Origin of the sequence: Taibaiella soli (genome assembly GCF_003236175.1) — a bacterium.
Taxonomy (GTDB): Bacteria; Bacteroidota; Bacteroidia; order Chitinophagales; family Chitinophagaceae; genus QKTW01.
The window spans coordinates 27,589-53,833 of record NZ_QKTW01000001.1 but is presented as its reverse complement, the minus strand read 5'-3'; the positions used below and the strand labels follow the sequence as shown (position 1 = coordinate 53,833).

Here is a 26,245-nt window from a genome sequence, read left to right as displayed (position 1 = left end):
TAATACGTAAACGGGTTAATACGTCGTAACAACCAGATATAAAAAATCCGCTCACGGTATCTGAGCGGATTTTTTACTAGACTGAAATAACTGTCAATAGAATTAGTATTTCCGGTCAATCACATATTCCACCAGTTCAATCATTGCCTGGCGTGCCGGACTGTCTGGGTATTCCTTCAGAATTTGCAATGCTTCTGATTTGTATTCCATCATCTTTTGCGCTGCATATTCGATGCCACCTGATTGTTTTACCAGTTCTATCACTTCGTTTACTTTCTGACGATCAGTACTTTTATTTTTTACAATATAAATGATCTTGCGCTTCACATCTTTTTCGGCATGTTGCAATGTATATATAAGCGGAAGGGTCATCTTTTTTTCTTTAATATCTATGCCGGTTGGTTTGCCGATATTATCCTGACCATAATCGAAGAGATCGTCTTTAATTTGGAAAGCGATACCCACTTTTTCTCCGAACAGACGGAATCGTTCAGCAACAGATTGGTCTTGAGTTGTAGAATAAGCGCCGGCGCCACAAGCGGCAGATAAAAGCGAAGCAGTTTTCGCACGGATGATCTCAAAATAGACATCTTCGCGGATGTCGAGTTTTCTGGCTTTTTCCATTTGGAGCAATTCACCTTCGCTCATTTCTTTTACCGCTCGGGATACGAGTTGCAGGATTTGAAAATCATTGTTGTCGAGTGAAAGCAGAAGGCCCTTGGCGAGTAAATAATCACCGACAAGCACAGCGATCTTGTTTTTCCAGAGGGCGTTTATTGAGAAAAAATTTCTACGCACCATGGCATTATCTACAACATCATCATGTACAAGGGTTGCCGTATGTAATAATTCTATAAGTGAAGCTGCGCGATAGGTTGATTCATTAATGTCGCCCGCAATTCTTGCTGCCAGAAAAACGAACATCGGACGCATCTGTTTTCCCTTTCTTCGGATGATGAAACGCATGATACGGTCGAGTAAAGGGTTGCTTCCCTTCACATTATTCGTGAATTTTTTTTCAAATTCATTAAGTTCGTAACCTATAACGTTCTTGACAAGTTCCATTTGATTATGTATATTCGATCAGGGAAATGCAAAAGTCGTAGAAGATTTGATTAATAAAAGAAATTTTTTCAGCTACGCGGACTTGCTAAATATTGGCATAAAGATTGTATTATGATGATTGACAGAAGAAAGCATTATTTGACGTTTTTTTGTCATGGCATGAAAATTGCTAAATCAAAAGATGCCGGTTTGTGCTATAGGAAAATATTTTCCCTTTAAAAGGTCCCATTCGGGACGATTTTCAAACTTTGGCATAGTCTTTGATAAGACTTATGATGAAAGTAAAGTTTGTGAAAAAAGGGAATCATTTTTTGACTGGTAAAAGATTTCTTCTCGAAATCTCATTACAAATAGTTAATAATTATTCATGTTAAACGCATATAAATAAAGAAAAAACGTTTTGAGTTTTTTGTTTTTTTAAAAGTGAAGACTACCTTTGTCACAGTTTTACCCATTAATTTAACAAACTAAAGATTCTTTAAATAAATAATCTGTTATGGTCAACAAAAAGTACCTATTGCTTGCTGGCATATGTACCATTATGGGTGCTCAGTCAGCTTTTGCACAAGAAAGCGGATCACAGTCTTCTACATCACAGTGGGGAAATCGCGATATGACCTATCGCGGTGGCAGCTACGATGTATTAGATTCCAGCTATGTGCCTAAGTCACGTATGGAACAACATCGCAAGTTCCTTAACCACCAATATCAATTCCCTTCTAAGCCACGTAACATGTGGGAAGTAGGTGTTGGTGCTGGTCTGTACAATATCTCTGGTGACGTTCCATCTCTGATGCTGTGGCAGAAAGGTGGTTATGGTTTCCACGCGCACGTTCGTAAATCTTTGGGTTATGTGATGTCAATCCGTGCTCAGTACATCTACGGTAACGGTTTCGGTCTGCAATGGCAACCATCTACCAACTATTCTCTGAACCCAGCTTGGAATGGTACTAACTGGGGTGCAGCAGGATCTGGTGGTTACGCAGGTAAACCAGTATTCTACAACTACAAAACTGAAGTACACCAGGCATCTATCGACCTGATGGCTTCTACTAACAACATCAAGTTCCATAAAGCTCACACTGGCGTTTCTTTCTACGCTTTCGTGGGTCTGGGTGCAATCGCTCACCAAACTTGGATCAACTCTCTGAACGATCAATACCAAACGTATGATTATCAAGCTATCATTGATAAATACGCCGTTAATGGTACGATCCCTTACGACAAAAGAAATGATGTTCGTAAAGATCTGCAGAGCCTGATGGATAAGAGCTATGAAACTGATGGTGAAACAGAAGAAGGCGGTCGTCGTCCAAAACTGTTCAACAAGAAAACAGTTGACTTCGCCGGTAGTATCGGTGTTGGTGCTCAGTTCCGTGTAAGCAAACGCGTTAATATCTCTCTGGAAGATCGTCTGACTATGCCTTTGGGTGCTCAGGAAGATCTCCTCGACGGTCAACGTTGGGCTGAGCAGGTACCAGGTAACCCTGTACTGTCTCAGAACAGAGATGCGATCAACTACTTTAACGTAGGTGTTAACTTCAACCTCGGTAACGGTAAGAAAAATGTTGAGCCACTGTACTGGGTTAACCCACTGGATTACAGCTACGGCGAACTCAGCAATCCACGTCACATGGTACTGCCTGAACCAGTTCTGTCTGATTCTGACGGTGATGGTATCGCAGACCAATTCGACAAATGTCCAGGCACTCCTTCTGGTGTAGCTGTTGATAGCCATGGTTGTCCAATGGATACTGATGGTGACGGCGTTCCAGATGATCGTGATAAACAACTGATCACTCCAACAGAATGTCAACCAGTTGACGCTGATGGTATCGGTAAATGTCCATGTCCTCCAGGTTGTGGTACTGCTGCTGTAACTTGTGGTAACATCGGTGCTGGTTCTATCACTTTCGGTGCTAACTCTTCTAAAGTGACTCCTGCAATGCAAGCTCAGCTGGCTACACTTGCTGCTCAAATGCAAGCTAACCCAACTTGTAAAGTGGTAATCATCGGTCAAGGTAACACAAGCAAAGTTCAACAACAACGTTCTTGGGATCGCGTGAACTCAATCATTGAGTACATGAGCGAAAAGAATGGTGTAGATCGTAACCGTTTCATCTTCCAATATGGCCAAGCAGGCGATCCTAACTCAGTTATGTATCGTTCAGCTCAACCTGGTGAAGAAGGTCCTGGTAACGTACCTCCTCCATTCCCTAACCTGAGAAGAAACTAATATCTCTCGTTAGATAACATAAATTGAAAGCCTCCTGCAATTTGCAGGAGGCTTTTTGTTTTGAGACTGTTTGTAATTAGTTCATGAAATGAATTAACCAGAGGTATACGCTATATATTGTAAAAAAGAAATGTGCCTTTCCGCGTATTGCGGAAAGGCACATTTCTTTTTAAGGTCATTTATAATTAAAGCGAACTCTTATGGTAATTCATTAAACCCTGAATGGGGCTTTTTTCGATTTTCCCTAATTCAAGCTCATATTGATGAGAAATATCAAGAATGATATCCTGAAACAAGTAAGCTATAGAACCTGTGAAATGAATAGGCGATTTCCAGCTTTGGCGATATTTGAGGATATGATTGTGGAAAAAGTCATTCAGACAATCTTCCAGGATGTTTTCAACCATATAATGCCCGCGATTTTCCACCAGCAACTGCACAAACTGCGCCAGGTAGCGATTTGGAAAAGGTTCGCGGTATAATTTTCGGAGGATTTCTGGCAAGTCATTACCGAATAGCTTCTCAAATGCAAGTGTCAATTCCAGATCGAAGGTCTTATATGCATAATATTGCAGTACTCTTTTTCCTAGGTGGTTCCCACTGCCTTCATCGCCCGCAATATAACCAAGTGAAGCCTGCTGCTCTTTAATTGTTTTCCCGTTGTAAAAGCAGGAGTTACTTCCGGTGCCTAAAATACAGACAATACCTTTCTGATCGCCACATAAAGCTCTTGCAGCGGCCATCATATCGCTTTGCACTTCCACTGCACCGGAACCGAAGAATTTTTTCAATACTGCGGCGATTTCTTTTTGCCGTTGTGCGCTGCCTGCGCCGGAACCATAAAAAGAAATTTTTTCAGCTGCATGAATTTTAGGATTCCAGTGCAATTCATTGTGAAGAACGGACATGATTTCTTCGGTAGATTGCAGAAGCGGATTGATACCTGTTGTCCGGAATTCTACCGGTTTTTTTCCTTTTCGGATAAGGCACCAGTCTGTTTTGGTCGAGCCACTTTCGGCGAGAAGCAAAGAGGACATTAGAACGGCGATTGAAATACAAATTTGCATGATGCCGCCATAATTTCCTAATCTGTTTTGCCTTGTTTTTATTAAAATTCTAAACGGCTCTGTTCTTTTATTATAAAGCGATTCAACATTGCAATATTTAGATTCTATCTTAGTAACTTCAATATTACGGAGTACCTTTGTGCTCATTTTACACAGATGGATGGACAGAAATCCGGTGGCCTGAAAGTATGGCTACCGCTGCTTTTTGCTTTGGTCATGGTATTGGGGATGACTCTTGGTTTTAACCTGAGAGACACGTTGCGCAATAAAAGAGATATTCAGGCTGTCATTGAACGGAATGACCGTCTCGAAGAAATTATAGACCTGATTAATGAAAAATATGTAGACTCTGTCAATTCAAACCTTCTTTATAAAGACGCCATCACGGGCATTCTCAGCCACCTGGATCCACATACCGTTTATATCCCTGCCGATGAATTACAAGGTGTTAATGAAGACCTGGAAGGCAGCTTTTTCGGTATTGGTGTTGAATTTGCAATTGTTCGTGATACGATAGAAGTTACGTCTGTTGTGGAAGATGGACCAGCTGAACACGCCGGCATTCACGAAGGCGACAAACTGATTAAAGTTGATGATAAAGTAGTTGCCGGTACAAAAATTACATCTGAGAAGATCATCAAAATGCTACGCGGCAAACAACATACCCGCGTTAATCTTACGATCAAAGATGCACTTTCTGCGAAACTGAAACAACTGCCGATTGAACGGGATGTAGTGCCTTTGTACAGCATTGATGCGAGCATGATGCTCGACAATGAGACTGGTTTTATTAAGATCAATCGCTTTAGTGCCACCACTTACGATGAGTTCATGAAATCATTGAAATCATTGAAGGAAAAAGGCATGCGTCAGCTGATTCTTGATCTGCGCGACAATCCGGGCGGTTATCTCGATGCGGCAACACATATTGCTGATCAATTTCTCGACGACGAAAAGCTGATTGTTTATACACAGGGAAGGAAATCTGCACGTACCGATTATAAAGCAAGTGACCCGGGTATTTTCGAACATGGACGCCTGGCGGTTTTGATAGATGAAAATTCTGCCTCTGCAAGTGAAATTCTTTCTGGTGCCATTCAGGATTGGGACAGAGGTGTGCTGATTGGCCGCCGCAGTTTCGGTAAAGGCCTCGTGCAGGAGCAATACGATCTGGACGATGGCTCAGCATTGCGTCTTACCATTGCCAAATATTATACACCGTCGGGTCGCAGTATTCAACGTTCATTCGCCAAAGGCAAAGAAGCGTACGAAGAAGATTTCGAAAATCGCTATAAATCGGGCGAACTGACTGGTAAGGATTCAGCGGCAAAAGACGACGATCATAAAGTTTATTATACCTCTCAAAAACGAGTAGTGTATGGCGGTGGCGGTATTAAGCCAGATATTTATGTGCCTTATGATACAGCAAAGCTTTCGGGTGGTATTTTGTCAATAATCTTTAGCGATGAATTGAAGATAGCACTCTGGGATTATTACCTGTCGCACGTCACAGAGCTCCGTCAGTATAAAACGATTGCTGAGTTTGATCAGCATTTTGATAGCGAAGAAGCGATTGTGAAAGGATATTTGCAAACAGTAAAACCATCGGAAAAAGGTGCTGCCGAGAAAATACTCAACAAACCAGGTAGTCTTGCTTATTTCAAATTGCAGGCAAAAGCACAGCTGGCACGTATTCTGTTCCGTAATAACGGTTATTATTCCATTACGATGAAAGATGATAATGTCATCCAGAAAGCATTGGAGATTTTACGCGGCAATAAGTATTCAGACATTATAAAGCGGTAAATCAGTAAGCCAGGAAATGGCTTGTACGTTACGGGCATCAGCACAAAAGTGTTGGTGCCCGTTGCTCATTACCCAATAGTCGCACTGAATGGTGCGCTGATAATTGAGCAACTGGAAAAGCGTGGCCTGATCGATTACCACAAAAGGAGCTTTACATTCTACAAGCATCCAGGGCTCGTGATTACGATTGTATACGACAATGTCGAAGCGCTTATCCATCGAGCCTACTTTTATTTTCTTTTCGACAGCGATCAGTGTTTTAGGATAGCCTTTTACCTGCATCAGATAATGGAGCAGATATTGACGCACTTGTTCTTCAGGTGTAAGTACCAGCCATTTTTTCCGGAGTGGATCAAAAACAGTTACTTTATCATTTTCCCTTCTCACGGGAAGTTCAATTCCTGAAAAATCTATCGTTATCATAACTATAAGACGAAACTACAGCTTTTGACCGTTTTTGCGGAAAGAAGGCTGGTGAAGAAACTGATGTAAGTATATTTTTCGCTTGATATTGTATTCCTGGATATTTAAAAAGTCATCAACCTGTTTGCAATAGGTTTCATGTGGGTAACAAAGTTGTTGAAAATCTTATTTGTAGCGGCTTTCAACGATAGTTTCGCAGATTTTGGGGATAATGAAACCGCACTTGTAGGTTATTTTTGCCGGAGGATATTTTAAAAAGATTGTAGATACCGAATTACTTATCAATTGACACGTTTTCGATCAAAAGAAATAAATACATTTAGAAAAGAATACCCAACGAAAATTTCATCCGGTACCCATTCGCAAACCATTATCTACAGGCTCTCCCTGTAAAGCTTTTGTCACCAAATGCAAGTAAAAAACACACGCTATAATATCCTTGTCGTCGATGATCATCAACTTATAGTAAATGGCATCAGAATGCTGCTGGACGACAGGATTAATCATTTTCATTTTGCCCACACGATTCAGGGGGCAGCAGAGCAGGCATCTTTTCACCAGCCAGACCTGGCGATTATAGACTTTTCGTTGCCCGACGGAACGGGCGATATGCTTGTAAGGGAGCTTCGCTACCGTTGTCCGAATACAAGAGTCATCTGTTATACATTTCATGCGGATCAATGCACGATTTCTAAAATGGTAGATGCGGGCGTTCATGGCTACGTCACTAAAAGTTCAGATGCACAAATATTACGTACTGCAGTTGATACCGTACTTGACCGCCGTGAGTTTTTTTGTGAGGAAGCAAAATCATATCTCTTTAATCGCATCGGAGAAAATACCGAACGCGTCATGTTTCGTTATGGCAACGATATTGTACTCAACGACCGTGAAGTAGCGATTATCCGTTTGCTCTGCATGGGGAAGACTGCTAAAGAAACAAGCCAGGAGATTTTTCTGTCGGAGCGAACTGTTGAGCAATACCGTAACAATATTGCCAAAAAATTAGGCACCAAAAATCTGATTGGAATGGTGAAGTTTGCATTGCAAAATGGGATTATTTCGCAGGCAGAAATGTAATTTCAATTGACAATGGACAGTTGACAGTTGCTCCTGTTGTGCAACACATTGATCACATTTTAGCACATTTGTCACATTCCATTATCGCATCGTTTAATTGCCGCATCGACTATTTAACGATTTAACCATCTACCTTTCGTTGACAGCGTTTCGCAGAATAGTTATATTTGGTAAGTAAAAGAACCGTATGAAAACCAAATCAGAGATTGTTCAAAATTGGCTGCCGCGTTATACTGGAAAGGAATTAAAAGATTTTGGCAAATATGTGCTCCTTTGCAATTTCAGTAATTATGTGGCCCGCTTTGCGGAAATGCATGAAGTGGAGGTGGAGGGCTCGGACAAGCCGATGCAATGTGCCACTGCAGACGGGATTACGATTATCAATTTCGGAATGGGCAGCGCTAGTGCAGCAACAGTGATGGATCTGCTTTCTGCTATTTCTCCTAAAGCGGTTTTGTTTTTAGGCAAATGCGGCGGGTTAAAGAAAAAGAATAAAGTGGGCGACCTGATTCTTCCCATTGCGGCCATTCGCGGTGAAGGGGCGAGCAATGATTATTTCCCGCCAGAAGTACCGGCATTGCCAGCTTTCGCACTGCAAAAAGCTATATCTACAACGATTCGTGATTATTCGCAGGATTACTGGACTGGCACGGTCTATACAACTAACCGCCGGGTATGGGAACACGATGAAAACTTTAAGGAATACCTGAAACGGATTCGTGCCATGGCAATTGACATGGAGACCGCCACTATTTTTACGACAGGTTTTTATAACCGCATTCCAACGGGTGCCTTATTGCTTGTTTCTGATCAGCCAATGGTACCGGAAGGCGTGAAGACTGCAGAGAGCGATAGCAAAGTAACCAAAAGCTTTGTGGACCTGCATCTGCGCATCGGTATTGATTCATTGAAACAGTTAATCAATAACGGTCTTACAGTGAAGCATCTTCACTTTTAAGCGCTGATTTCCTGATCGCTGATTTTTGATTTTGTCCACAACGTTTTGTCATCCGGAGCGGAGACGAATGGTTGTAGGGTTTTGCACCTTTGCTTCTTATGCATCTTTGTGGGAAACACATCGTCGCGAGAGACCTGATTCTTTGGCTGAAACCTTTTAACTTAGAGGTTGCATGAGCGTTCTTGATGTATCACATTTGCAAATAGGTTTTGCTGGCACGCCGGAATTTGCTGCGGTGAAGGACCTTTCATTTACACTGAAAGCCGGAGAAACTTTAGCAATTGTTGGTGAAAGTGGTTCTGGGAAATCGCTGACAGCACTGGCTTTGATGGGGCTTTTACCGAAGACCGCAATTCTGCGCGGTGATGCTGCATTTGCCGACGGCGATCAGAAAAGAATCTTACAAGAGCTGAACGGAACCACCTGGCAGGATGTTCGTGGCAGGGTTGTGAGTATGGTTTTCCAGGAACCAATGAGCGCGCTCAATCCTGTGATGCAGGTTGGCAAACAATTATCGGAAGCTATCAGTGCGCATCAGCGAGTATCCCATGATAAAGCAAGACAAATTGCCATTGAGTGGCTTGGAAAAGTGCAGTTGCCGGAGCCGGAGAAAATATACGCTCGTTTTCCGCATCAGCTTTCCGGTGGGCAAAAACAACGTGTGATGATAGCGATGGCGATGTGCCATCATCCGCAAATATTGATTGCGGACGAACCTACAACGGCGTTGGATGCGACGGTACAGCAGGAGGTGATTTTACTGATGCAACAACTGCAACGCGAGCACGAAACCAGCATGATTTTTATTACACACGATCTTTCGCTTGCAGCAAGAATTGCCAGTGAAGTACTGGTGATGTATAAAGGTCAGGTGATGGAATATGGTGCGGCTGAAGTTGTTTTAAAACATCCGCAACATCCTTACACGCAGGCATTGCTGGCTTGCCGGCCTTCGGTAAATCATAAATCGGAACGACTGCCGGTTGTCTCTGATTTCTGGCAGCCTGAAAATGAGCTGTTGACATCGGAATCTGAACTTAAAAATATTCCTGCGGCAAAAAGGGAAAATTCACAATCAAACAAGTCCATTTTAAAAGTAGAAAATGTGCGCATCTGGTTTCCACAGAAAAAGAACTGGTTACGAAATGCTCTTGAGTATTTTAAAGCAGTGGATGATGTTTCTTTTGAATTGTATAAAGGTGAGACATTAGGGCTGGTGGGCGAATCTGGATGTGGCAAAAGTACTTTGAGTCGTGGTATTATGGGATTAGTACCGATTCATGACGGACATATTTATTTTGATGGTAAAGATCTCGCGAAGGCATCCCAGCAAGAATGGCTGACGGCGCGCCGCAAAATGCAGATGATCTTTCAGGATCCTTTTTCTTCTCTGAATCCTCGACTTACTGTTGGGGACATTGTTTCCGAACCAATGCGTGTTCATCGTATTGTTTCTCGTAGTGAATTAAAAAAAGAAACACTGCGCGTCTTTGACCTGGTGCAGCTTCCAGCTTCTGCATATGATCGTTATCCACACCAGTTTTCCGGCGGACAGAGACAGCGTATCGGGATTGCCCGTGCGTTGGGATTAAAGCCGGAAGTATTGATCTGCGACGAATCCGTTTCCGCATTAGATGTAAGTATTCAGGCACAAATTCTCAATCTGCTGCGCGATTTGCAGCAAGAGCTGGCACTCACTTACCTGTTCATCTCTCACGATCTTTCCGTCGTTTATTATCTCTGTGATCGCATTATGGTGATGCAAAAAGGTAAAATCGTTGAAACCGGCACTGCTGAGGCTGTTCTAAAACATCCGACGAATCCGTACACGCAAAGGTTAGTAGATGCGGTGTAACACCGTTCAAGGCAGATGGTTTGTTCCCTATGGTTTTGACTTTTGGCTTTCGACTTTTGATTTTTGTAGCAAAACAAAATTGTGGTAAGTAATTTCTTTATAAAGAAAATGAGCTTTCCATCCGGGATGATGGACTAATATTTCATCACTGATCGTGTATGGAAAACGAGTGATCACAAATACAGAGTCACGTGTTTGCAACAAGGAATCAAGCGAGTCTGCTTCATAATATTTCATTTGAAAGCGATCAAGATAATAGGGCATGTCATGGGGTTCGCTGTCGTGTAGTACCAGCACCGTGCCATCGTGATAATAATTGTCCTTAAAGTATTTTGCTGTCTTGTATGGCTCGAAATGACGGGCGAAATAGTTATTGTAAAGGCCCATTTCCATGTTGCCTACAAATAGGTTCTCATACAGTTTCTGATCGATCATTGCATTGACTTTCCAAAAGCAAAAACTACAATACACTGTTATAAATACAACTACTAGAGCTGGCTGCCAGTTTGTTTTCATCCGGATGAAAAGCTGGTGTACAAGCGGTAGACTCAGCATTACAAACAGCGGCGCAATGTAGGAGTATACACGTCCCGGCGGGGCTTCACCGCGCAAGTACCCCATGATAAACGGCGCAATCATTAGGAATATCAACAGGCAAATAAGCACGCGGTCTGTATGCTTTTTTACTGCGAAAACTGCCAATGTTAACGGCAGAAAAAACAGGTAACGATAGGATGTCATATCGGTGAATACATCGGGGAAATAATCTTGTATCACCACTTTATTAAACGGAGTTGCCGGTGTTACATTGGGATTGAAAAATACATCGTGCAGGATGGGTGCATACAAAACAAGTGAAAGCAAAACGCCGCCAACAACACTATAAATAAGCAGGCTCCAATGATTGGTAAATAATTTTATGAAGAAATTTCCTTTCAGGCTGCTGTCTTTGCGAAAGGCGACGGTCAACGCTGCGATGCCAATGAATAATACCAATGGGATAGCGAGATAAAAATTAGAAGGAATGGTGTAGATCGTTAGTGCAATTAAAAGCCCGATGATAAACAGCAACTGTTTTCGATTCGTATGCAGATAGCTGAATGTATAGTAAAGAATCATTGTGGTAAACAATATGCAAAGACTATATCCGCGGATCTGTAGGGCAAAATTGAAAAAGGGTACTGTAGTTATCAGCAGTACGACGCCTAGTATGGCAACTGGTAGAGAATAGAATTTTTTGCCGAAGGCATAAATATAGATGAGCGTTAAATAGGAAAATAAAAGGCCTGGCAGTCGCGCGATCCAGGGTTTGTCTAATAATAACATCAGATCTTTCTGATGGAATATTTTCAGAAAAAACTTTTCTGCAATGCTAAAGAAGACATGATTGTTGGGGACATGATAGTCGGTAACTGTATCATGGAAATACACTAGCACGAAATGTTTGAGTGTGTACATTTCATCGTTCCAGATGTCAGCGTGCAATTGCTGCCATTGTAGTGCAGTGTAAATAATTAGTGCAATAAAAAGGAGAATGCCGCCAATGACATTCTCCTTTTTCGCAGAAATAGGATTTGAGTTCAAGGCAATTCTATTTGTGAACCCAAATGTAAACTGCTTTTTTATAAATACTTTCCAGTCTGGCTTTCTTTTATCTTACTGATTCCTTCAGGAACACCTTCGTACAGTAATTTTCCGCCGCCAGAGCCGCCTTCCGGGCCCAAATCGATCAGCCAGTCTGCGCTTTTAATTACGTCAGTATTGTGCTCAATTACTATAATGGAATGTCCCTGATCAAGTAAAGCATTAAACGACTGTAATAATTTTTTGATATCGTGAAAGTGCAAACCCGTTGTTGGTTCGTCGAATATGAATAAGATCTTTTCCTTGTTATTATTTTTGCCGAGAAAAGATGCCAGTTTCACACGTTGAGCTTCACCACCGCTTAAAGTATCACTGCTTTGTCCCAGTTTGATATAGCCTAAACCTACGTCTGATAAAGGCTGCAGTGCTGTGGCGATTTTCTTTTCATCTTTGAAAAATGCGATGGCATCGTCCACACTCAGTTCCAGTACATCATACACATTCTTGGTTCTGTAGGTAACTTCCAGCACTTCATCTTTGAAACGCTTGCCTTTACAGCTTTCACAAACGAGATGCACATCCGCGAGGAACTGCATTTCCACTACCACTTCGCCTTCTCCTTTACAAGTATCACAACGGCCACCGTCTGTATTAAACGAAAAATGTTTCTCTACAAAGCCACGCATTTTTGCGAGCTGTTGTTTGGCAAACAGTTTGCGGATTTCATCCCAGGCCTTAATGTAAGTTACCGGGTTGCTTCGCGAAGATTTACCGATCGGATTTTGATCCACCATTTCTACCTGCGCAAAATTTTGCAGATCACCATCAATACCTTTATGTATGCCCGGTCTGTCTGTTCCTTGTCCGAAATGCTTCATCAGGGCAGGATACAGCGTTTGTTTTACCAATGTTGTTTTACCAGAACCACTCACACCTGTTACTACGCAAAGTACATTCAATGGAAAGCTCACATCGATATTCTGCAGGTTATTTTGACGACAGCCTTCAATGGTAATTTTACCAACGGGCTTCCGTTTGATTGCCGGAACCTCGATACGCAGATTGCCGGAAAGGTATTGACCTGTAAGGCTATCTTTATTTTTGATTAGTTCTTTATAATGTCCTGTAGCCACAACTTCACCACCCAAATGGCTGGCCAGCGGCCCCATGTCAATAATGTGGTCGGCTTCTTCCATCATCATTTCATCATGCTCTACAACCACAACAGTATTGCCGAGATCACGCAATGATTTCAAGACATTGATGAGTCGTGCTGTATCGCGAGGATGCAAACCAATGCTTGGTTCATCGAGTATATAAAGTGAATCAGTCAGATTACTACCGAGGAATTTGGTGAGCTGTATACGCTGGCTTTCACCACCACTCAATGTATTCGCCAGCCGATTCATGGTGAGGTAGCCCAAACCTACGTCCAGCAAGGTTTTTAGACGCTGATTGATTTCAAAGAGAATACGTTTTGCAATCGATTGTTCATGTTCGCTCAGTTTAATATTCTGAAACCAGTCGTTCAAATTTGAAGAAGGCATCAGCATTAATTCGCCTAGATTGGTGTTAGCTACTTTTACATATAGCGCCTCTTTGCGCAAGCGGGTACCCTTGCAGGTAGGGCAGGTAGTACGTCCGCGGAATCTGGCCTGCATGATGCGATATTGCACTTTGTACAGGTTTTGTGAAACCATGTCAAAGAAGTCCTGTATACCATTCACACGGTCATTGCCAAACCAAAGCAAATCATATTCTTTGTCTGTAAGATCACCTACTGGCTTGTGTATTGGAAAATCATATTTCGTAGCACTGCGAATAAACGCTTGTTGCCATTCGCTCATTTTCTCTCCACGCCAGCAAACCACAGCACCTTCATATACACTCAGTCTTTTATCAGGAATGACGAGATCTGCATCAATTCCCAATACTTGTCCGAAGCCTTCACATTCCGGGCAGGCACCGTATGGATTATTGAACGAGAAAAAGTTCGGAGAAGGTTCTTCAAACTTGATGCCGTCCGCTTCAAAACGATTGTTGAAATTGTGGAGTTTGTCACCGTCCGTTTCAATAAAACAATCGCCCTCGCTTTCGTAGAATGCAGTCTGGATGCTGTCTGCAAGTCGATGCAAATCATCTTCGTCAAATGTTTTTACAACAATACGATCAATGAGCAGGTACAGATTTTTTGCAGTTACTTTTACTTCACCGTTCAAAATTTCTTCAATACGGATCGGTTTTCCTTCTTTGGTTTTCTGATACACACGTGAAAAACCTTTCTGCATCAGAATATTCAGTTCTTCATCTACACTGCGGCCATAGCGCGTTATCAGCGGCACCATGATCTGCACTTTTGTTCCTTCGGGCAGCTTTTGCACAAAATCTACCACATCGGTAACGCTATCTTTCTTCACTTCTTTTCCAGAAACCGGTGAGAATGTGCGTCCGACCCGTGCATAAAGCAGACGCAGGTAATCGTAAATCTCCGTCATCGAACCAACGGTGGAGCGAGGCGTGCGCGTTGTTACTTTTTGTTCAATAGCAATCGCCGGACAAATACCATGAATGTAATCCACATCGGGCTTGTCCATACGCATGAGAAACTGACGTGCATATGCGCTCAGGCTTTCTGCGTAGCGGCGCTGGCCTTCAGCAAAAAGCGTATCCATCGTCAACGAAGATTTACCCGAGCCTGAAACACCTGTTACTACCACCAGTTTATTTCTTGGAATGGCAACACTTACGTTTTTCAGGTTGTGCATACGCGCGCCTTTGATGAAAATAGAATTTCCATCATGCGCTGTTTCTTCATCAGGCAAACGATCAATTTTCGCTTTGGAAGTTTTGGGAGATTTTACGGTTTCTTTTTTATTGGAATCTTTTGCGGCATCCGCAGTTTTCTTAGCAGCCATAAGTCGATAACAAAAATAATGAATAACCGGGGCATAAACATCGCTCCGTTTTGGAGAACTATATGCAAAAGAAAATCCCCACAATGATTGTGGGGATTGTTTGGGATAAACTATTGAAACAGCTGACTATGCTTTTTGTTGCGCAAATTCCATGTTGATCTGCATTCTGATTTCGTCACCGACAACTGCACCACCAGCTTCGGTTACTTTATTCCATTGAAGACCAAAGTCTTTGCGGTTGATGGTACCTGCAGCTTTGAAACCGGCTTTGGTATTGCCCCAAGGATCTTTAGTTACACCACCCAGGCTCACAGCAAATGTTACTTTTTTCGTTACATCGCGGATAGTAAGGTTACCTTCAACTGTATAGATATTACCTTTTACTTTCTTGAAAGAAGTGCTTACGAAGGTCATTTTCGGAAATTTCTCAGCGCTGAAGAAATCATCGCTCATCAGGTGCTTGTCACGATCAGCGTTATCCGTATTGATACTGTTCACATCTACAGTGAATGACACTTTAGCATTGGTAAAATCTGCTCCCGGAGCATCGATAGTACCGTCAAATTTTTTGAAATTACCGTCCACTTCAGAGATTACGAGGTGGTCTACGTTAAATTTCACAGCAGAGTGTGCCGGATCTACCGCCCATTTACCTGCTGCAGAAGAAGTTGTTGCTGTCTGAGCCGTTACGTTTAAGGCGCCGAAGGCCATAGCTGCTACGAAAAGTACTTTTTTCATTTTGTCGTTTTTTTGTTTTTTGATCGTTTGACAGTACAAATGTATGTACATACATGTAAATTGAAAATTAATTTCTTTTATACGGATATCGATGAATGTCTATTAATTCAAAAATCAAAAGTCAAAATTCAAAAATTAGGTTTCCCGCGAAGACGCATAAAAGGCAAAGGCGCAAAGCATTTATAAACGCTAAATAATAAGTCTTTTTCGCGTTACTGGTTATGGGTGCCATCAGGGCAGTAAGAAGTATTTTGGATTTTGACTTTTGAACAATTATAGAAACCGGAGGTATTTCGCAATATTTGTATTGTGCAAAAAAGTTAACTCCTAATGACTACCCGTCGTAAATTTTTAAGACTCTCCTTATTGGGGAGCGCTGGTGTATTGGCCAACAGAAAATCAGTTGCCGCCGCGCCGGCCAAAGACAATACTGTCAACAAAGAGCCGATTGTAATTTCTACATGGAACTTTGGTAAAGAAGCCAATTCTGCTGCCTGGGAAGTGCTGGCGAAAAAAGGCCGTGCGCTTGATGCGGTAGAAGCCGGCGTAAAAGTGCCAGAAGCAGACCCTAATAATCAGAGCGTGGGTTATGGTGGCTTGCCAGACCGCGATGGGCGTGTGACGCTTGACGCCTGTATTATGGATGAAAAATATGGCTGCGGTTCCGTAATGTGTCTGGAACATGTGACACATGCTATTTCCGTTGCGAGATTGGTGATGGAAAAAACACCGCATGTGGTACTAGCCGGCGATGGCGCTTTGCAATTCGCATTGGAACAGGGTTTCAAAAAAGAGAACCTGCTCACGCCGGAAAGCGAACAGAAATGGAAAGAATGGCTGAAGACTTCTAAATACGAACCACAGGTAAACGTGGAAAATCAATTGTACCATACAATGCCGGGTGGCAAAGACAATCACGATACGATCGGTATGATTGCTCAGGATGCGTCTGGTAATATGAGCGGTGCGTGTACAACGAGTGGTATGGCGTATAAAATGCATGGACGGGTGGGGGATTCTCCGATCATTGGTGCCGGTTTGTATGTAGATAATGAAGTAGGCGCTGCAACTTCTACCGGTGTGGGTGAAGAAGTAATCCGTATTGTAGGTTCTCATCTTGTGGTAGAATTAATGCGCCAGGGGTTGAAGCCAGAGGCAGCTTGTAAAGCAGCAGTGGAAAGAATTATTTCCCGCAACCCGGAGCAGGCAAAAAAAGTACAGGTCGGTTTTCTTGCGATGAATAAGAAAGGGGAATATGGTGCGTACGCATTGCAGTCAGGATTTACTTATGCGGTGAGAAGCGGTAAAGAAGAAAAGATCTATGATGCCAAAAGCATTTATTAAACTTTAAAAAGTATAGCTATGTCAGCGATCCTGGAAGTTTGTGCCTTTAATATTCAGTCTTGTGTAATTGCAGCCGCATCTGGCGCTTCGCGAATTGAATTGTGCGATAGTCCGGCAGATGGTGGTACAACCCCGTCGTATGGATTGATTAAACAGGCAAAAGCTATTCTTAATATTCCGGTATTTCCGATTATCCGGCCACGTGGCGGTAGTTTTTTGTACGATGAAAATGATATTGCTATTATGAAGGCAGATATTGAAATGTGCAAGGAATTGGGCTGTGAAGGCATTTCAATTGGTGCTGCAATGCAGGATGGTCGGATCGATACGGAGCTGATGGCCCAATTTGTGGCCTGTGCTGCCGGTATGGAAGTGACCTGCCATCGTGTATTTGATTTGGTTCCCGATCCGTTTGAGGCATTGGAACAATTGATTGCCTGTGGCGTAAAAAGAGTATTGACCTCGGGACAAAAAAGAACGGCGCTGGAAGGCGCAGCAACGCTGGCGCAATTGGTTCAATGGGCGAATGGACGCATTATTATTCTGGCTGGCGGTGGCGTTCGCGCGGCGAATATCGCAGAATTAATGGTGACATCCGGCGTTAATGAATTTCATACCGCAGCTAAAATGACGCAGCCCGATATCGTTCCCAACGAGCATCCTGGCGTATTAGATATTGGTTCTGAGTTTTTATCTGATGCCGAAGAATTGCAGAAGATGGTTTCCCTGTTGGGTTAATAAGGTAATATGTTAATTGGTTAATTCGTCTGGATTTTTCAAAAAGAAAGTCCCCCAACAATGTCGTTGGGGGACTTTCTTTTTATTATTAGTAGTAGTGATTGCGTTTGTCGCGCGTATTAACTTATCAACCTTTTAACTTATTAACGTAAAAGCGTCACGTTCCCCTGATATTTCTCCACAGGTGCGCCTTCTATCTGCGCTTCGATCATGTACACATATACGCCGGAAGGTTGTGGCTTGTCGTTGAATTTACCATCCCATCCACGGCCTGATGTACTGAAGGTTTCAAATATAAGTTGTCCCCAGCGATTGAAGATCTGCATATGGAATGAAACCAGTTTACTGCTGAGTAACTGACGTGGGAAGAAATATTCATTATTACCATCGCCATCCGGAGTGAATGCATTCGGGATATTCAGATAACAATTACGGAATACTTCCAGACTGTCAGATGTGGTACAACCCAGCGTATCCGAAGCTTTCAGCCAGTAGATGCCAACTGCGTTCGCCATGATAGACTGCGTTGTTTCACCGGTATTCCAGAGATAGCTTACATCCGGACCGTTTGTCCAGTGGTTGTAAATCGGAATTGGACCAGAGTTAGGACACATCGCCGTATCACGACCCACATATACTTTCGGAATTGGGAGTACATGAACATTTTTCGAAACAATAGCTGAAGGACAAACAGGATAGTCAACCGTCAGTGTAACAGTATAATCACCCGCTTTATCGTAAGAGTGCATTGTCTGTGTAATAGCCTGGATACTGTCTGCATCGCCAAAATTCCAGTTGAGACGCTTAAATCCGTCCGTCACTGTGCTTTGAAAATTAATGGAAGTACCCTGACAAATAACCGAGTCGCTCGCCAGGAAAGTAGCGGTAGGACCAGGTTGTACCACAATAGTAAGTTGTGTTGTGTCAGAACAAGGTACCTGATCTGTGACTGTGTGTGTCACCGTATAAACCCCGGCAGTACTGTACACGTGTGACGGACCAGACGTATTGTCGATAGGAGACCCATCTCCAAAATCCCATGAATAATTGAGTGCAGTAGTGCCATTATCAGTATTAGAGAATTGCACGCTACCGCCGGCACATACTGTGTCTTTATCAGAAGCTGCAGCAATTGTAAGCGGGTGACGCGTATCGATCGTTACACTGGCAGAATCAGCACAATTGTTTTTCTTCGTTACCAGTTTTACGGTATACTGACCCTGAGTAGGATAAACGTGCTGTGCATTCGCAGTAGTAGCGCCAGTACCGTCGCCGAAATCCCATACGTATTGGCTTGGTACATCGCCGCCATTGTTTTGTGCCTGTACATTTAAAGTATCGCTCAGACAGCCCAGATTTACGGTTTGGCTAATCTGTGGTTGCATATTGGTTACCGCGATATAGGTAGAATCTTCCACCGTACATACTTCACGGAATTCAATATCATCAATCGCAAAGTCATTACCACTTACAGCTGTTTGCTGATCGGTAATACAAATCTGAATGGAAGTATTGTTGCCGCTGAACCATGTGGTGTGGAACTGAACCCACTGAGCAGTGGTGCTAGGTAACGAAAGTGGCGTACCGAGCAGGTTACCGTTGATCGCAAATTGCAGAATCGCCGGACTGCTGTTGGTACAGGATGCGCCCCATGCAGAGAAATCATAAGTAGTATTTGGAACTACCGTAATTGTCTGACACCAGATATTTACGTTGGCAACAGAGGCACCATTTACCACCAGCATAGAGCCGGCGCTGGTACCAACAGTATGGTCGTAAAAAGAAGAAAAGTTGGTGTGCAGCAGGTTAGGGTTCGATGAAACACCATAGGTGCCTTCCAGAGAAAGCAATCCCCAGGTACCGCCCGTACCTACAACGTAAGATGTGGTAAAGCCCGTGTTACCGGCGCTGAAGTTACCATTGGTCACGAAGTTATTTGCGGTGAGCGCGTGTACGGTTAATTTATATCCTTGAGAGGTGGTACCGATAGATGCTACCGGATTAATAATATTTGGATTCGTAAGGCCCGTCGCCGGCGTCCATACCGTATCCAATACTTTAAAGAACGTTCCGGTCGAATTAATGGTAGCATCAAGCTGCACCTTGGTATTTTTACAGGCCGGAATGGTATCTGACAGGTTAGATATAAACGCGCCGCATTGACCCCGGCTTTCTGTCGTCAGGGCACTGATACCGGCAAGTATCAGAAATTGTTTGAGGAAACGTGGCATGATTGATCGTTGACTACGCTAAATTATTATTTCGTTTGTTAAATAGGTAGGATATTTTCTATTCATAAGACGGGTTTTCATCCCAAATAGTTTGAAATCCACACAAAAAAGATGTATTAACATATATTTTACAGTATTTTTACTTTTTACACAATTCATATTGGCACGAATACTAGCGATAGACTACGGAAAGAAACGGACAGGCCTGGCGGTAACAGACCCCTTGCAGATTATTGCAACCGGATTGGAAACAGTAGATACCGGTGAGCTGATCGGGTATCTGAAAAAATACATGCTGCAGGAACAGGTGGAGAAAGTTCTAATAGGTTATCCGTTGAACATGGATGATTCTCCCACAGATGCCACGCCGCTGGTAGAAAAATTCATCGGCAAGTTTAAAAACGTATTTCCCAACCTGCCAATAGAGAAAGTAGACGAGCGCATGACCTCCAGAATGGCGTCTCAGGCCATTTCCGGAATGGGCCTGAAGAAGAAGGACAGAGAAGAAAAAGGTCGTATTGATCTGGTAAGCGCTGTTATCATATTGCAGGAATACCTCGAAAGCCAGTCCTGATTTACTATTTTTACATTCTTATAGTAAATAGACAATTCATGAATTTACCGATTGTGGCTTATGGCCATCCTGTGTTGCGTAAGATGTGTGATGATATTACGCCGGAATATCCTGAACTGAAAAAACTCATTGCTGATATGTGGGATACCATGTATAACAGCAACGGCGTTGGTGTGGCTGCGCCGCAGATCAACCGCGCTATCCGCCTTTTTGTGATTGATACAGTGCAGATTGTAGAAAGCTTCGACGATCAGGATAAAAAAGATTATCCGAACGAAAAGGGTGTGAAACAAGTGTTTATCAACGCACATAAAATCGAAGAAAGCGGTGAGCCCTGGGCTTACAACGAAGGTTGCCTGAGCATTCCTAAAGTACGTGAAGATGTAAAACGTGCCGAAAAAGTGCGTTTGCGTTATGTAGATGAAAATTTCCAGGAACAAGAAGCAGAATTCGACGGCATCACAGCCCGCGTTATTCTTCACGAATATGATCATATCGACGGTAAACTGTTTATCGATCATCTGCCTCCGTTGAAAAAACGTTTGATCAAAAAGAAACTGGAAGATATCGCCGGCGGTAAAATCCGTGTGGATTATAAGATGCTGTTTGCAAAATAATTTTATATATTAGACTCCAACTTAATTAATTGCCTCCTGCTATTTCATATTCGGAAGACGAACTGGTTTATCTGCTTCAGCAGCGGAATCAGGAGGCGTTTAATTATCTGTATCAAAACTATTCAGCCGTGTTGTTTGGGGTGATCGCTCGTGTCATCTCTGATCAGCAGATCGCTCAGGACGTGTTACAGGAAGTGTTTGTGAAAATATGGACGCATATAGATTCATACGACGCCGGCAAGGGAAGAGTATATACATGGATGATCAATATTGCCCGTAATGCCGCCATCGATAAGCTTCGGTCGAAAGGTGAAATTATGAAAGGAAAAATCCATACGGGTGAAGATCACGTATATAACCTGCAACAAAGCCTGAAAACGGAGCAGCATACAGATGCCATCGGACTGAAGAAGCTGATCGCAGAATTAAAGCCAGAATATCAGCGAATAATAGAGCTGTCTTACTTTAAAGGATTCACATTAGACGAAATTTCGAAGATGCTTGAGGTGCCGCTTGGGACGGTCAAAACCCGCATGCGCCACGCTATACAATTATTAAGGGAAAAATTTAGCAGATAAACATTGGATATCAACGAATACATATCATCCGGAATACTGGAAGCCTATGTGCTCGGCGCCCTCACAGAAGAAGAGCGCAGAGACGTAGAGGCCAAGGTAACAGCGCATCCGGAACTTGCCGTTGAGCTCGAAGCCATCGAAAATGCCATGCAGCATTTTGTGGAAGAGCACGCCATTGCACCACCGGCCCATCTGCAAAATCAAATCTGGGAAGCCATTGAAGCTGCCCAGCCCGCCGCAGCCAGCACATCAAACACCGAAACGCCAACAGAACCCAAAGGCGCTGATGTTTACACAATAGCCCACCAGTCGCCCAGGCAACTGCATCCATGGCGATGGCTCTGGGCCGCAGCAGTGATTGTGCTTACAGGTAGTTTGCTCTTTAATTTTTATCTGATGAATGAACGCAACGCACTCCGCGAAGAGCAAGTAGCCATGCGTCAGGAAATGGATACGATGAAGCAGCAGCACGAAGCCCTGGCCGCAACCATGCAGCAATACAGCCACGAAAAAGAAATGATGGCCGATCCGTCTATGAAGTCTGTAGTGATGCACACCATGCAGGAAGGACACCCGATGGTAGCCACCGTGTACTGGAGCCCCAACAAAGGCGAAGGTTACGTTTCCATTCAAAAACTCCCCGCGCCGCCCACCGGTATGCAATACCAGCTTTGGGTTATGAAAGACAACAAGCCTGTGGATATGGGCATGATTTCAAACGATGTCGTTGCCAAAAGCGGTATGGAAAAAGTTCAGAAACCAATGACCGGCACCGCACAGGCATTCGCCATTACTCTCGAAAAAGCCGGCGGCAGCCCCACACCTTCTATGGACAAGGTGTACGTAATGGGAAAAATTCCTGCTTAAATCTCTTTAGATCTCGGATATCTGATGGCTGATGTCTGATTTTTTTCTTGTGTTTTAATACAAGTTTATTTCTCGCATAATTAATACTCGCGTCACTGCGAGGTACGAAGCAGCCTGCACCAAAATACGAGCCGCAATCACACGGGGTCGCTCGCATTTGTCACCCTGAGCGGAGTCGAAGGGCTCGCGCACCCACTTGCGTCACTGCGAGGTACGAAGCGGCCTGCACCAAAATACGAGCCGCAATCACACGGGGTCGCTCGCATTTGTCACCCTGAGCGGAGTCGAAGGGCGCTCACGCCACTCACTCGCCCGTCACTGCGACGAAGGAAGCAGCCTGCACAACAACACGGGCAAGTCATAACCACACGTGCGTTTGGAGGTCAAATTTGTTGCCCTGAGCGAAACGTGAGGGTTGCCACCATCTTCCATCGCTCCGGTCAAACATAGTTGCGACGCTCCATTCATCGACTGTACAACTATTGAGCAGTTTCACTAAAGTAGTCCGATACAATCGGAAGGAATTCGTAGACACGAGTGATCCTTCGGAACACTCGCGCCAGTGTTATAAAACACCACCGCGCCGTTGTGCCGCCATGAGCAACCTTCACAAAAACACGAGCTTGCATAACATGAGAGGTTCTCCTCTTTCGAAGGAGCTAGAGAAGCCTTTTATCCTATATTTACCAAATGAATGTACGGCTGTCTAAAGAACAGAAGGTTACGATCCTCAACTCAGAAGATATCTACAAAATAATGCAGCAAGTGCTGCTGCGCGAAAACAAGATTCGCCGCAACCAGGAGCATTTCTGGGTGATAGGGCTCGACAACGCCCACAAGATTTTATTCATAGAGCTCGTAGCCCTCGGCTCCAACAATATAGTAAGCGTAAAGCCGCCCGAAGTATTCCGGATGGGCATTTACAAAACAGCCATCAAAGTAGTGCTGGTGCACAATCATCCCAGCGGCGTAGTGCACAACGTCTCCGATGCCGACATGCACCTTACCGATCGTTTTTACAAAGTAGGCAAGCTCATCCAGATCGAAGTACTCGATCACCTCGTCATCTCCGAAACAGATTTCTTCTCCTTCCGCGAATACGGCATCATGGAGCAGATCGATAAAAGCGGCCGTTATGAAGTAGATGGAGTAGAGACTGCAGAGATATTGAAATTTGAATTGAAGCTACAGAAGGAACTAGCTGCGAAACGAAGAGATATTGAGATTGCGAAGCGAATGAAAGGAGAAGGAGTATCAGATGAATTCATTCAGAAAATGACGGGATTGACGGAAAAGGAGATGAAGAAATTGTAACCATTTTAAACCATATAATATGAACGGAGGCGAATTTCCTAAAAAAGTTGGTGAGGACGGAGAAAAGATGATGAGAGAATTTTTGAAATTAGTAGGTTGGGGTGCTTTGGCCCCTGCTAGTTCTTTTTCCTGTAGTTTAGGTGAAAAGCATAAGCTTTCAGATTCCGACAGACAAGGGCATAATGTGGACGGAATATTTCATTATGCGAATCCTTTAAATCATGATGAAACTGACGTTGTGTTGTGCTCGGCAAAACATAATCAAGACGCCTATTCTGCTAAGAGCAAAGCTTATTCCCACATGAAAGATCTAGCTCAGTCTCTTGAATGCGCTCCTAAAGACTTTAGCTTTAACAGTGAATTTGAAAACTGGGATAGAAAGAAAGTTTATAAAGGTCTTCTTTTTTGGATTTCATCGAATCCAAGCGAACGAAATGAGAGTATGGTAGATAAAATTAGTGACGGTTTTCTCAAAGAGGACGATCCTGATGGCAAGCCAAGATTACGAGGCATAAATTTTGATAGCATTTATGTCTTAGATAATAAGAAGGTAACTTTCATTTACAGTTCAGTTAAAACTGCGCAACAACTCTATCCAGGCAACCAGATTAATTTTCTTTATCCTCATACTGGTTTGAATAATTCGCCGCATGACTTACAGCCATACGGTAAAATACTGCCTATTCAATTCATGAATACTTCGATTTTACCAATCGTAGTTGATGACGCAAATTCCGTTAAGGTTCTGATATTTTGCGATATTGATTTTGATAAAGAATATTTGAAAAGAATAATTTGGCTCGCTCACAAAACATGTGGATTGGCAAACAAAGTGGATATTTTCTTCAATGATTATGACGTTACATCTGATTCGAAAACCGAGGCAGTGGTGAAGCAAATGTTTCCAGACAGTCAATTGATTTCTAAAACGACAATTAGAAGAATCAATGAATATGATTTTGTGACGTTGAAGGAAGATCAGGTGGAACAAATAATCGTCAATCAAATTGCAGAAGTCAGACCTCAGATACATGCTAAAGTGTCCGATGATTTGGATCGGATGCTACCGTTCGGTGAAATAATTAAGCCAATTCTTGCTTCTTCAATTCTTTCTGAAACAGACTTAAAATCATTTTTGGTCCGAAAAGGAATTTTTATTGGAAATAAAGACAAGCAACATACTGTGCCTTTGATGTCAACGATGCTTTTTTCTCCTGAGGAATTAAATACATTGAAATTTCTTTTAAAAGAGAAGGAAGATAAAATAAAAACTGTCCTTCGTAAGACAAACTTGGCACAAAAAGAGATTTCTCGGGATGTGCTTGCGAGCAATTTACAAGAGGTGATGGAGAATTCTCTTGATTCTGTTTTTCCCCCAACAAATTGCAAGTTCCATAAAAAGCCAAATATTAGTATTGGTTCTAGTGACGAAATTGTTATATCCTTTGTCTTAGAAAAGAGAAATTCTACAAAAGACTTAATAACAGGAACGCAGCATAATAATGGAGCATTAATATTTAAAATAGAAAATGACGAATTGATTGGACGTATAGACTATACTTCCAAAGAAGTTTATACCTACGGAACAAAATTGTTTAAAGAAATAGAGCAAGAATTGCTCTCAAAAGCGGTCATTAAGGATGAGTTTTTAAGTATTTATTTTAATGACTTTGATAATAAAGGAAGGATTGAATTTTTTCTAAATTTTATGACCACTTCGGGGATGGTTCATTTTAGTGATGCCCGGCTCGAATATATTTTGGTAAAACCCGATGGAGACTTGCCAGAAGTTCTTCCTTTTGATTTAGAATCCTTGAAAGGTAAAGTTAATGAGCTTGCACTCAAAGGGACTTCATTAGATTCTGTTCACTATTTCACAGATGAGTATAAAAAGTCACTTTTAATGCAAAAAGTGCGCATAAAATATTCTTATGAATTTGGATTGCATCAGGGGACTTGCACCATCGAATTAGATTTTAAAGGAGCATTGGAAATGGGAGCGAATACTGAGCTACATTTTAACTTGGAGGTGTCGAAAAGTAAGTCTAACAAAGGATTGGACCAAGAGAAGTTAAATAATGATTTGGCTTCTAAATTTAATGCAATCATTCAAGAACGCTACAAGAAAAAGAAGGAATTGCTATTGCCGAGTGGAGACTAGTGTACTTGAATGCGAATGACGGCTCGAATATAATTGAATTAAAAAACATCAATGCCAACGCTTTGAAGTTCAACGCTCGAGCTCCGAGCTCCAA

At 42.7% G+C, this 26,245-nt stretch carries 20 protein-coding genes; 13 read left to right on the top strand and 7 right to left on the bottom strand.

Annotated elements, in window-relative coordinates; translation table 11 throughout:
* Nucleotides 1-102: 102 nt before the first annotated feature.
* Nucleotides 103-1,065, bottom strand: coding sequence for a polyprenyl synthetase family protein (locus DN068_RS00230; RefSeq protein WP_207798820.1), 963 nt, complete (start codon nt 1,063-1,065; stop codon nt 103-105).
* 496 nt (nt 1,066-1,561) lie between these two features.
* Here DN068_RS00230 and DN068_RS22440 point away from each other — a divergent pair, with 496 nt between their 5' ends.
* The gene (locus tag DN068_RS22440) at nt 1,562-3,301 is read left to right on the top strand and encodes an OmpA family protein (RefSeq protein ID WP_110996863.1); all 1,740 of its coding nucleotides are present in this window, start codon (nt 1,562-1,564) and stop codon (nt 3,299-3,301) included.
* A gap of 185 nt (nt 3,302-3,486) precedes the next feature.
* Here DN068_RS22440 and DN068_RS00220 read toward each other — a convergent pair whose 3' ends face one another.
* Complete coding sequence (locus tag DN068_RS00220; protein WP_110996862.1) at nt 3,487-4,338, bottom strand: N-acetylglucosamine kinase; 852 nt, start codon at nt 4,336-4,338, stop codon at nt 3,487-3,489.
* A 186-nt stretch (nt 4,339-4,524) separates the two neighbouring features.
* Here DN068_RS00220 and DN068_RS00215 point away from each other — a divergent pair, with 186 nt between their 5' ends.
* Nucleotides 4,525-6,174 carry a S41 family peptidase gene (locus DN068_RS00215; RefSeq protein ID WP_110996861.1) on the top strand — a complete coding sequence of 550 codons (1,650 nt, stop codon included), beginning with the start codon at nt 4,525-4,527 and terminating at the stop codon, nt 6,172-6,174.
* On the opposite strand, the gene DN068_RS00210 is transcribed toward DN068_RS00215, so the two are convergent.
* Entirely contained in the window at nt 6,154-6,561 is a 408-nt protein-coding gene (locus DN068_RS00210) for a type I restriction enzyme HsdR N-terminal domain-containing protein (RefSeq protein ID WP_207798819.1), read from the bottom strand. The two genes, DN068_RS00215 and DN068_RS00210, sit on opposite strands and share 21 nt — an antisense overlap.
* Before the next feature lie 444 nt (nt 6,562-7,005).
* Here DN068_RS00210 and DN068_RS00205 point away from each other — a divergent pair, with 444 nt between their 5' ends.
* The 3 genes from DN068_RS00205 (at nt 7,006) to DN068_RS00195 (ending at nt 10,490) form a co-directional block, all read left to right on the top strand.
* Nucleotides 7,006-7,677 (top strand): response regulator, encoded by a 672-nt coding sequence (locus DN068_RS00205; RefSeq protein ID WP_110996859.1) that lies wholly within the window; start codon nt 7,006-7,008, stop codon nt 7,675-7,677.
* 187 nt (nt 7,678-7,864) lie between these two features.
* Nucleotides 7,865-8,635 carry an AMP nucleosidase gene (locus DN068_RS00200; RefSeq protein ID WP_110996858.1) on the top strand — a complete coding sequence of 257 codons (771 nt, stop codon included), beginning with the start codon at nt 7,865-7,867 and terminating at the stop codon, nt 8,633-8,635.
* A gap of 172 nt (nt 8,636-8,807) precedes the next feature.
* Nucleotides 8,808-10,490 (top strand): ABC transporter ATP-binding protein, encoded by a 1,683-nt coding sequence (locus tag DN068_RS00195; RefSeq protein WP_110996857.1) that lies wholly within the window; start codon nt 8,808-8,810, stop codon nt 10,488-10,490.
* 27 nt (nt 10,491-10,517) lie between these two features.
* Here DN068_RS00195 and DN068_RS00190 read toward each other — a convergent pair whose 3' ends face one another.
* The 3 genes from DN068_RS00190 to DN068_RS00180 all read right to left on the bottom strand — a co-directional run bounded on the left by DN068_RS00190 (nt 10,518) and on the right by DN068_RS00180 (nt 15,727).
* On the bottom strand, nt 10,518-12,074 hold the full coding sequence (locus DN068_RS00190; protein ID WP_110996856.1) for a glycosyltransferase family 39 protein: 1,557 nt from the start codon (nt 12,072-12,074) through the stop codon (nt 10,518-10,520).
* A gap of 38 nt (nt 12,075-12,112) precedes the next feature.
* Nucleotides 12,113-14,989, bottom strand: coding sequence for an excinuclease ABC subunit UvrA (uvrA, locus tag DN068_RS00185; RefSeq protein WP_110996855.1), 2,877 nt, complete (start codon nt 14,987-14,989; stop codon nt 12,113-12,115).
* 126 nt (nt 14,990-15,115) lie between these two features.
* Nucleotides 15,116-15,727 (bottom strand): YceI family protein, encoded by a 612-nt coding sequence (locus DN068_RS00180; RefSeq protein ID WP_110996882.1) that lies wholly within the window; start codon nt 15,725-15,727, stop codon nt 15,116-15,118.
* 330 nt (nt 15,728-16,057) lie between these two features.
* Here DN068_RS00180 and DN068_RS00175 point away from each other — a divergent pair, with 330 nt between their 5' ends.
* Both DN068_RS00175 and DN068_RS00170 read left to right on the top strand, forming a co-directional pair.
* Nucleotides 16,058-17,071: a N(4)-(beta-N-acetylglucosaminyl)-L-asparaginase gene (locus DN068_RS00175; RefSeq protein WP_110996854.1), complete on the top strand. Its 1,014-nt coding sequence runs from the start codon at nt 16,058-16,060 to the stop codon at nt 17,069-17,071.
* 18 nt (nt 17,072-17,089) lie between these two features.
* Nucleotides 17,090-17,809 carry a copper homeostasis protein CutC gene (locus DN068_RS00170; RefSeq protein ID WP_110996853.1) on the top strand — a complete coding sequence of 240 codons (720 nt, stop codon included), beginning with the start codon at nt 17,090-17,092 and terminating at the stop codon, nt 17,807-17,809.
* 143 nt (nt 17,810-17,952) lie between these two features.
* Here the strand turns inward: DN068_RS00170 and DN068_RS00165 are convergent, their stop codons facing one another.
* Nucleotides 17,953-20,040 carry a PKD domain-containing protein gene (locus DN068_RS00165; protein ID WP_110996852.1) on the bottom strand — a complete coding sequence of 696 codons (2,088 nt, stop codon included), beginning with the start codon at nt 20,038-20,040 and terminating at the stop codon, nt 17,953-17,955.
* 160 nt (nt 20,041-20,200) lie between these two features.
* On the opposite strand from DN068_RS00165, the gene ruvX reads away from it, so the two are divergent.
* From ruvX to DN068_RS00135, 6 genes are all read left to right on the top strand, one after another.
* The gene (ruvX, locus tag DN068_RS00160) at nt 20,201-20,614 is read left to right on the top strand and encodes a Holliday junction resolvase RuvX (RefSeq protein WP_110996851.1); all 414 of its coding nucleotides are present in this window, start codon (nt 20,201-20,203) and stop codon (nt 20,612-20,614) included.
* A 38-nt stretch (nt 20,615-20,652) separates the two neighbouring features.
* Nucleotides 20,653-21,231 carry a peptide deformylase gene (def, locus tag DN068_RS00155; protein WP_110996850.1) on the top strand — a complete coding sequence of 193 codons (579 nt, stop codon included), beginning with the start codon at nt 20,653-20,655 and terminating at the stop codon, nt 21,229-21,231.
* Nucleotides 21,232-21,260: 29 nt separating this feature from the next.
* Nucleotides 21,261-21,809: an RNA polymerase sigma factor gene (locus tag DN068_RS00150; RefSeq protein WP_110996849.1), complete on the top strand. Its 549-nt coding sequence runs from the start codon at nt 21,261-21,263 to the stop codon at nt 21,807-21,809.
* Nucleotides 21,810-21,812: 3 nt separating this feature from the next.
* Complete coding sequence (locus tag DN068_RS00145) at nt 21,813-22,676, top strand: anti-sigma factor (RefSeq protein ID WP_110996848.1); 864 nt, start codon at nt 21,813-21,815, stop codon at nt 22,674-22,676.
* 690 nt (nt 22,677-23,366) lie between these two features.
* Entirely contained in the window at nt 23,367-23,990 is a 624-nt protein-coding gene (locus DN068_RS00140) for a JAB domain-containing protein (protein ID WP_110996847.1), read from the top strand.
* Nucleotides 23,991-24,009: 19 nt separating this feature from the next.
* Complete coding sequence (locus DN068_RS00135) at nt 24,010-26,151, top strand: hypothetical protein (RefSeq protein ID WP_110996846.1); 2,142 nt, start codon at nt 24,010-24,012, stop codon at nt 26,149-26,151.
* The last annotated feature ends 94 nt before the right edge of the window (nt 26,152-26,245 follow it).

Coding starts and splice junctions, on each gene's coding strand:
- DN068_RS00230 (WP_207798820.1), bottom strand. CDS start 1,065: ATGGAACTTGTCAAGAACGTTATAGGTTACGAACTTAATGAATTTGAA.
- DN068_RS22440 (WP_110996863.1), top strand. CDS start 1,562: ATGGTCAACAAAAAGTACCTATTGCTTGCTGGCATATGTACCATTATG.
- DN068_RS00220 (WP_110996862.1), bottom strand. CDS start 4,338: ATGTCCTCTTTGCTTCTCGCCGAAAGTGGCTCGACCAAAACAGACTGG.
- DN068_RS00215 (WP_110996861.1), top strand. CDS start 4,525: ATGGATGGACAGAAATCCGGTGGCCTGAAAGTATGGCTACCGCTGCTT.
- DN068_RS00205 (WP_110996859.1), top strand. CDS start 7,006: ATGCAAGTAAAAAACACACGCTATAATATCCTTGTCGTCGATGATCAT.
- DN068_RS00200 (WP_110996858.1), top strand. CDS start 7,865: ATGAAAACCAAATCAGAGATTGTTCAAAATTGGCTGCCGCGTTATACT.
- DN068_RS00195 (WP_110996857.1), top strand. CDS start 8,808: ATGAGCGTTCTTGATGTATCACATTTGCAAATAGGTTTTGCTGGCACG.
- uvrA (WP_110996855.1), bottom strand. CDS start 14,989: ATGGCTGCTAAGAAAACTGCGGATGCCGCAAAAGATTCCAATAAAAAA.
- DN068_RS00180 (WP_110996882.1), bottom strand. CDS start 15,727: ATGAAAAAAGTACTTTTCGTAGCAGCTATGGCCTTCGGCGCCTTAAAC.
- DN068_RS00175 (WP_110996854.1), top strand. CDS start 16,058: ATGACTACCCGTCGTAAATTTTTAAGACTCTCCTTATTGGGGAGCGCT.
- DN068_RS00170 (WP_110996853.1), top strand. CDS start 17,090: ATGTCAGCGATCCTGGAAGTTTGTGCCTTTAATATTCAGTCTTGTGTA.
- DN068_RS00165 (WP_110996852.1), bottom strand. CDS start 20,040: ATGCCACGTTTCCTCAAACAATTTCTGATACTTGCCGGTATCAGTGCC.
- def (WP_110996850.1), top strand. CDS start 20,653: ATGAATTTACCGATTGTGGCTTATGGCCATCCTGTGTTGCGTAAGATG.
- DN068_RS00140 (WP_110996847.1), top strand. CDS start 23,367: ATGAATGTACGGCTGTCTAAAGAACAGAAGGTTACGATCCTCAACTCA.
- DN068_RS00135 (WP_110996846.1), top strand. CDS start 24,010: ATGAACGGAGGCGAATTTCCTAAAAAAGTTGGTGAGGACGGAGAAAAG.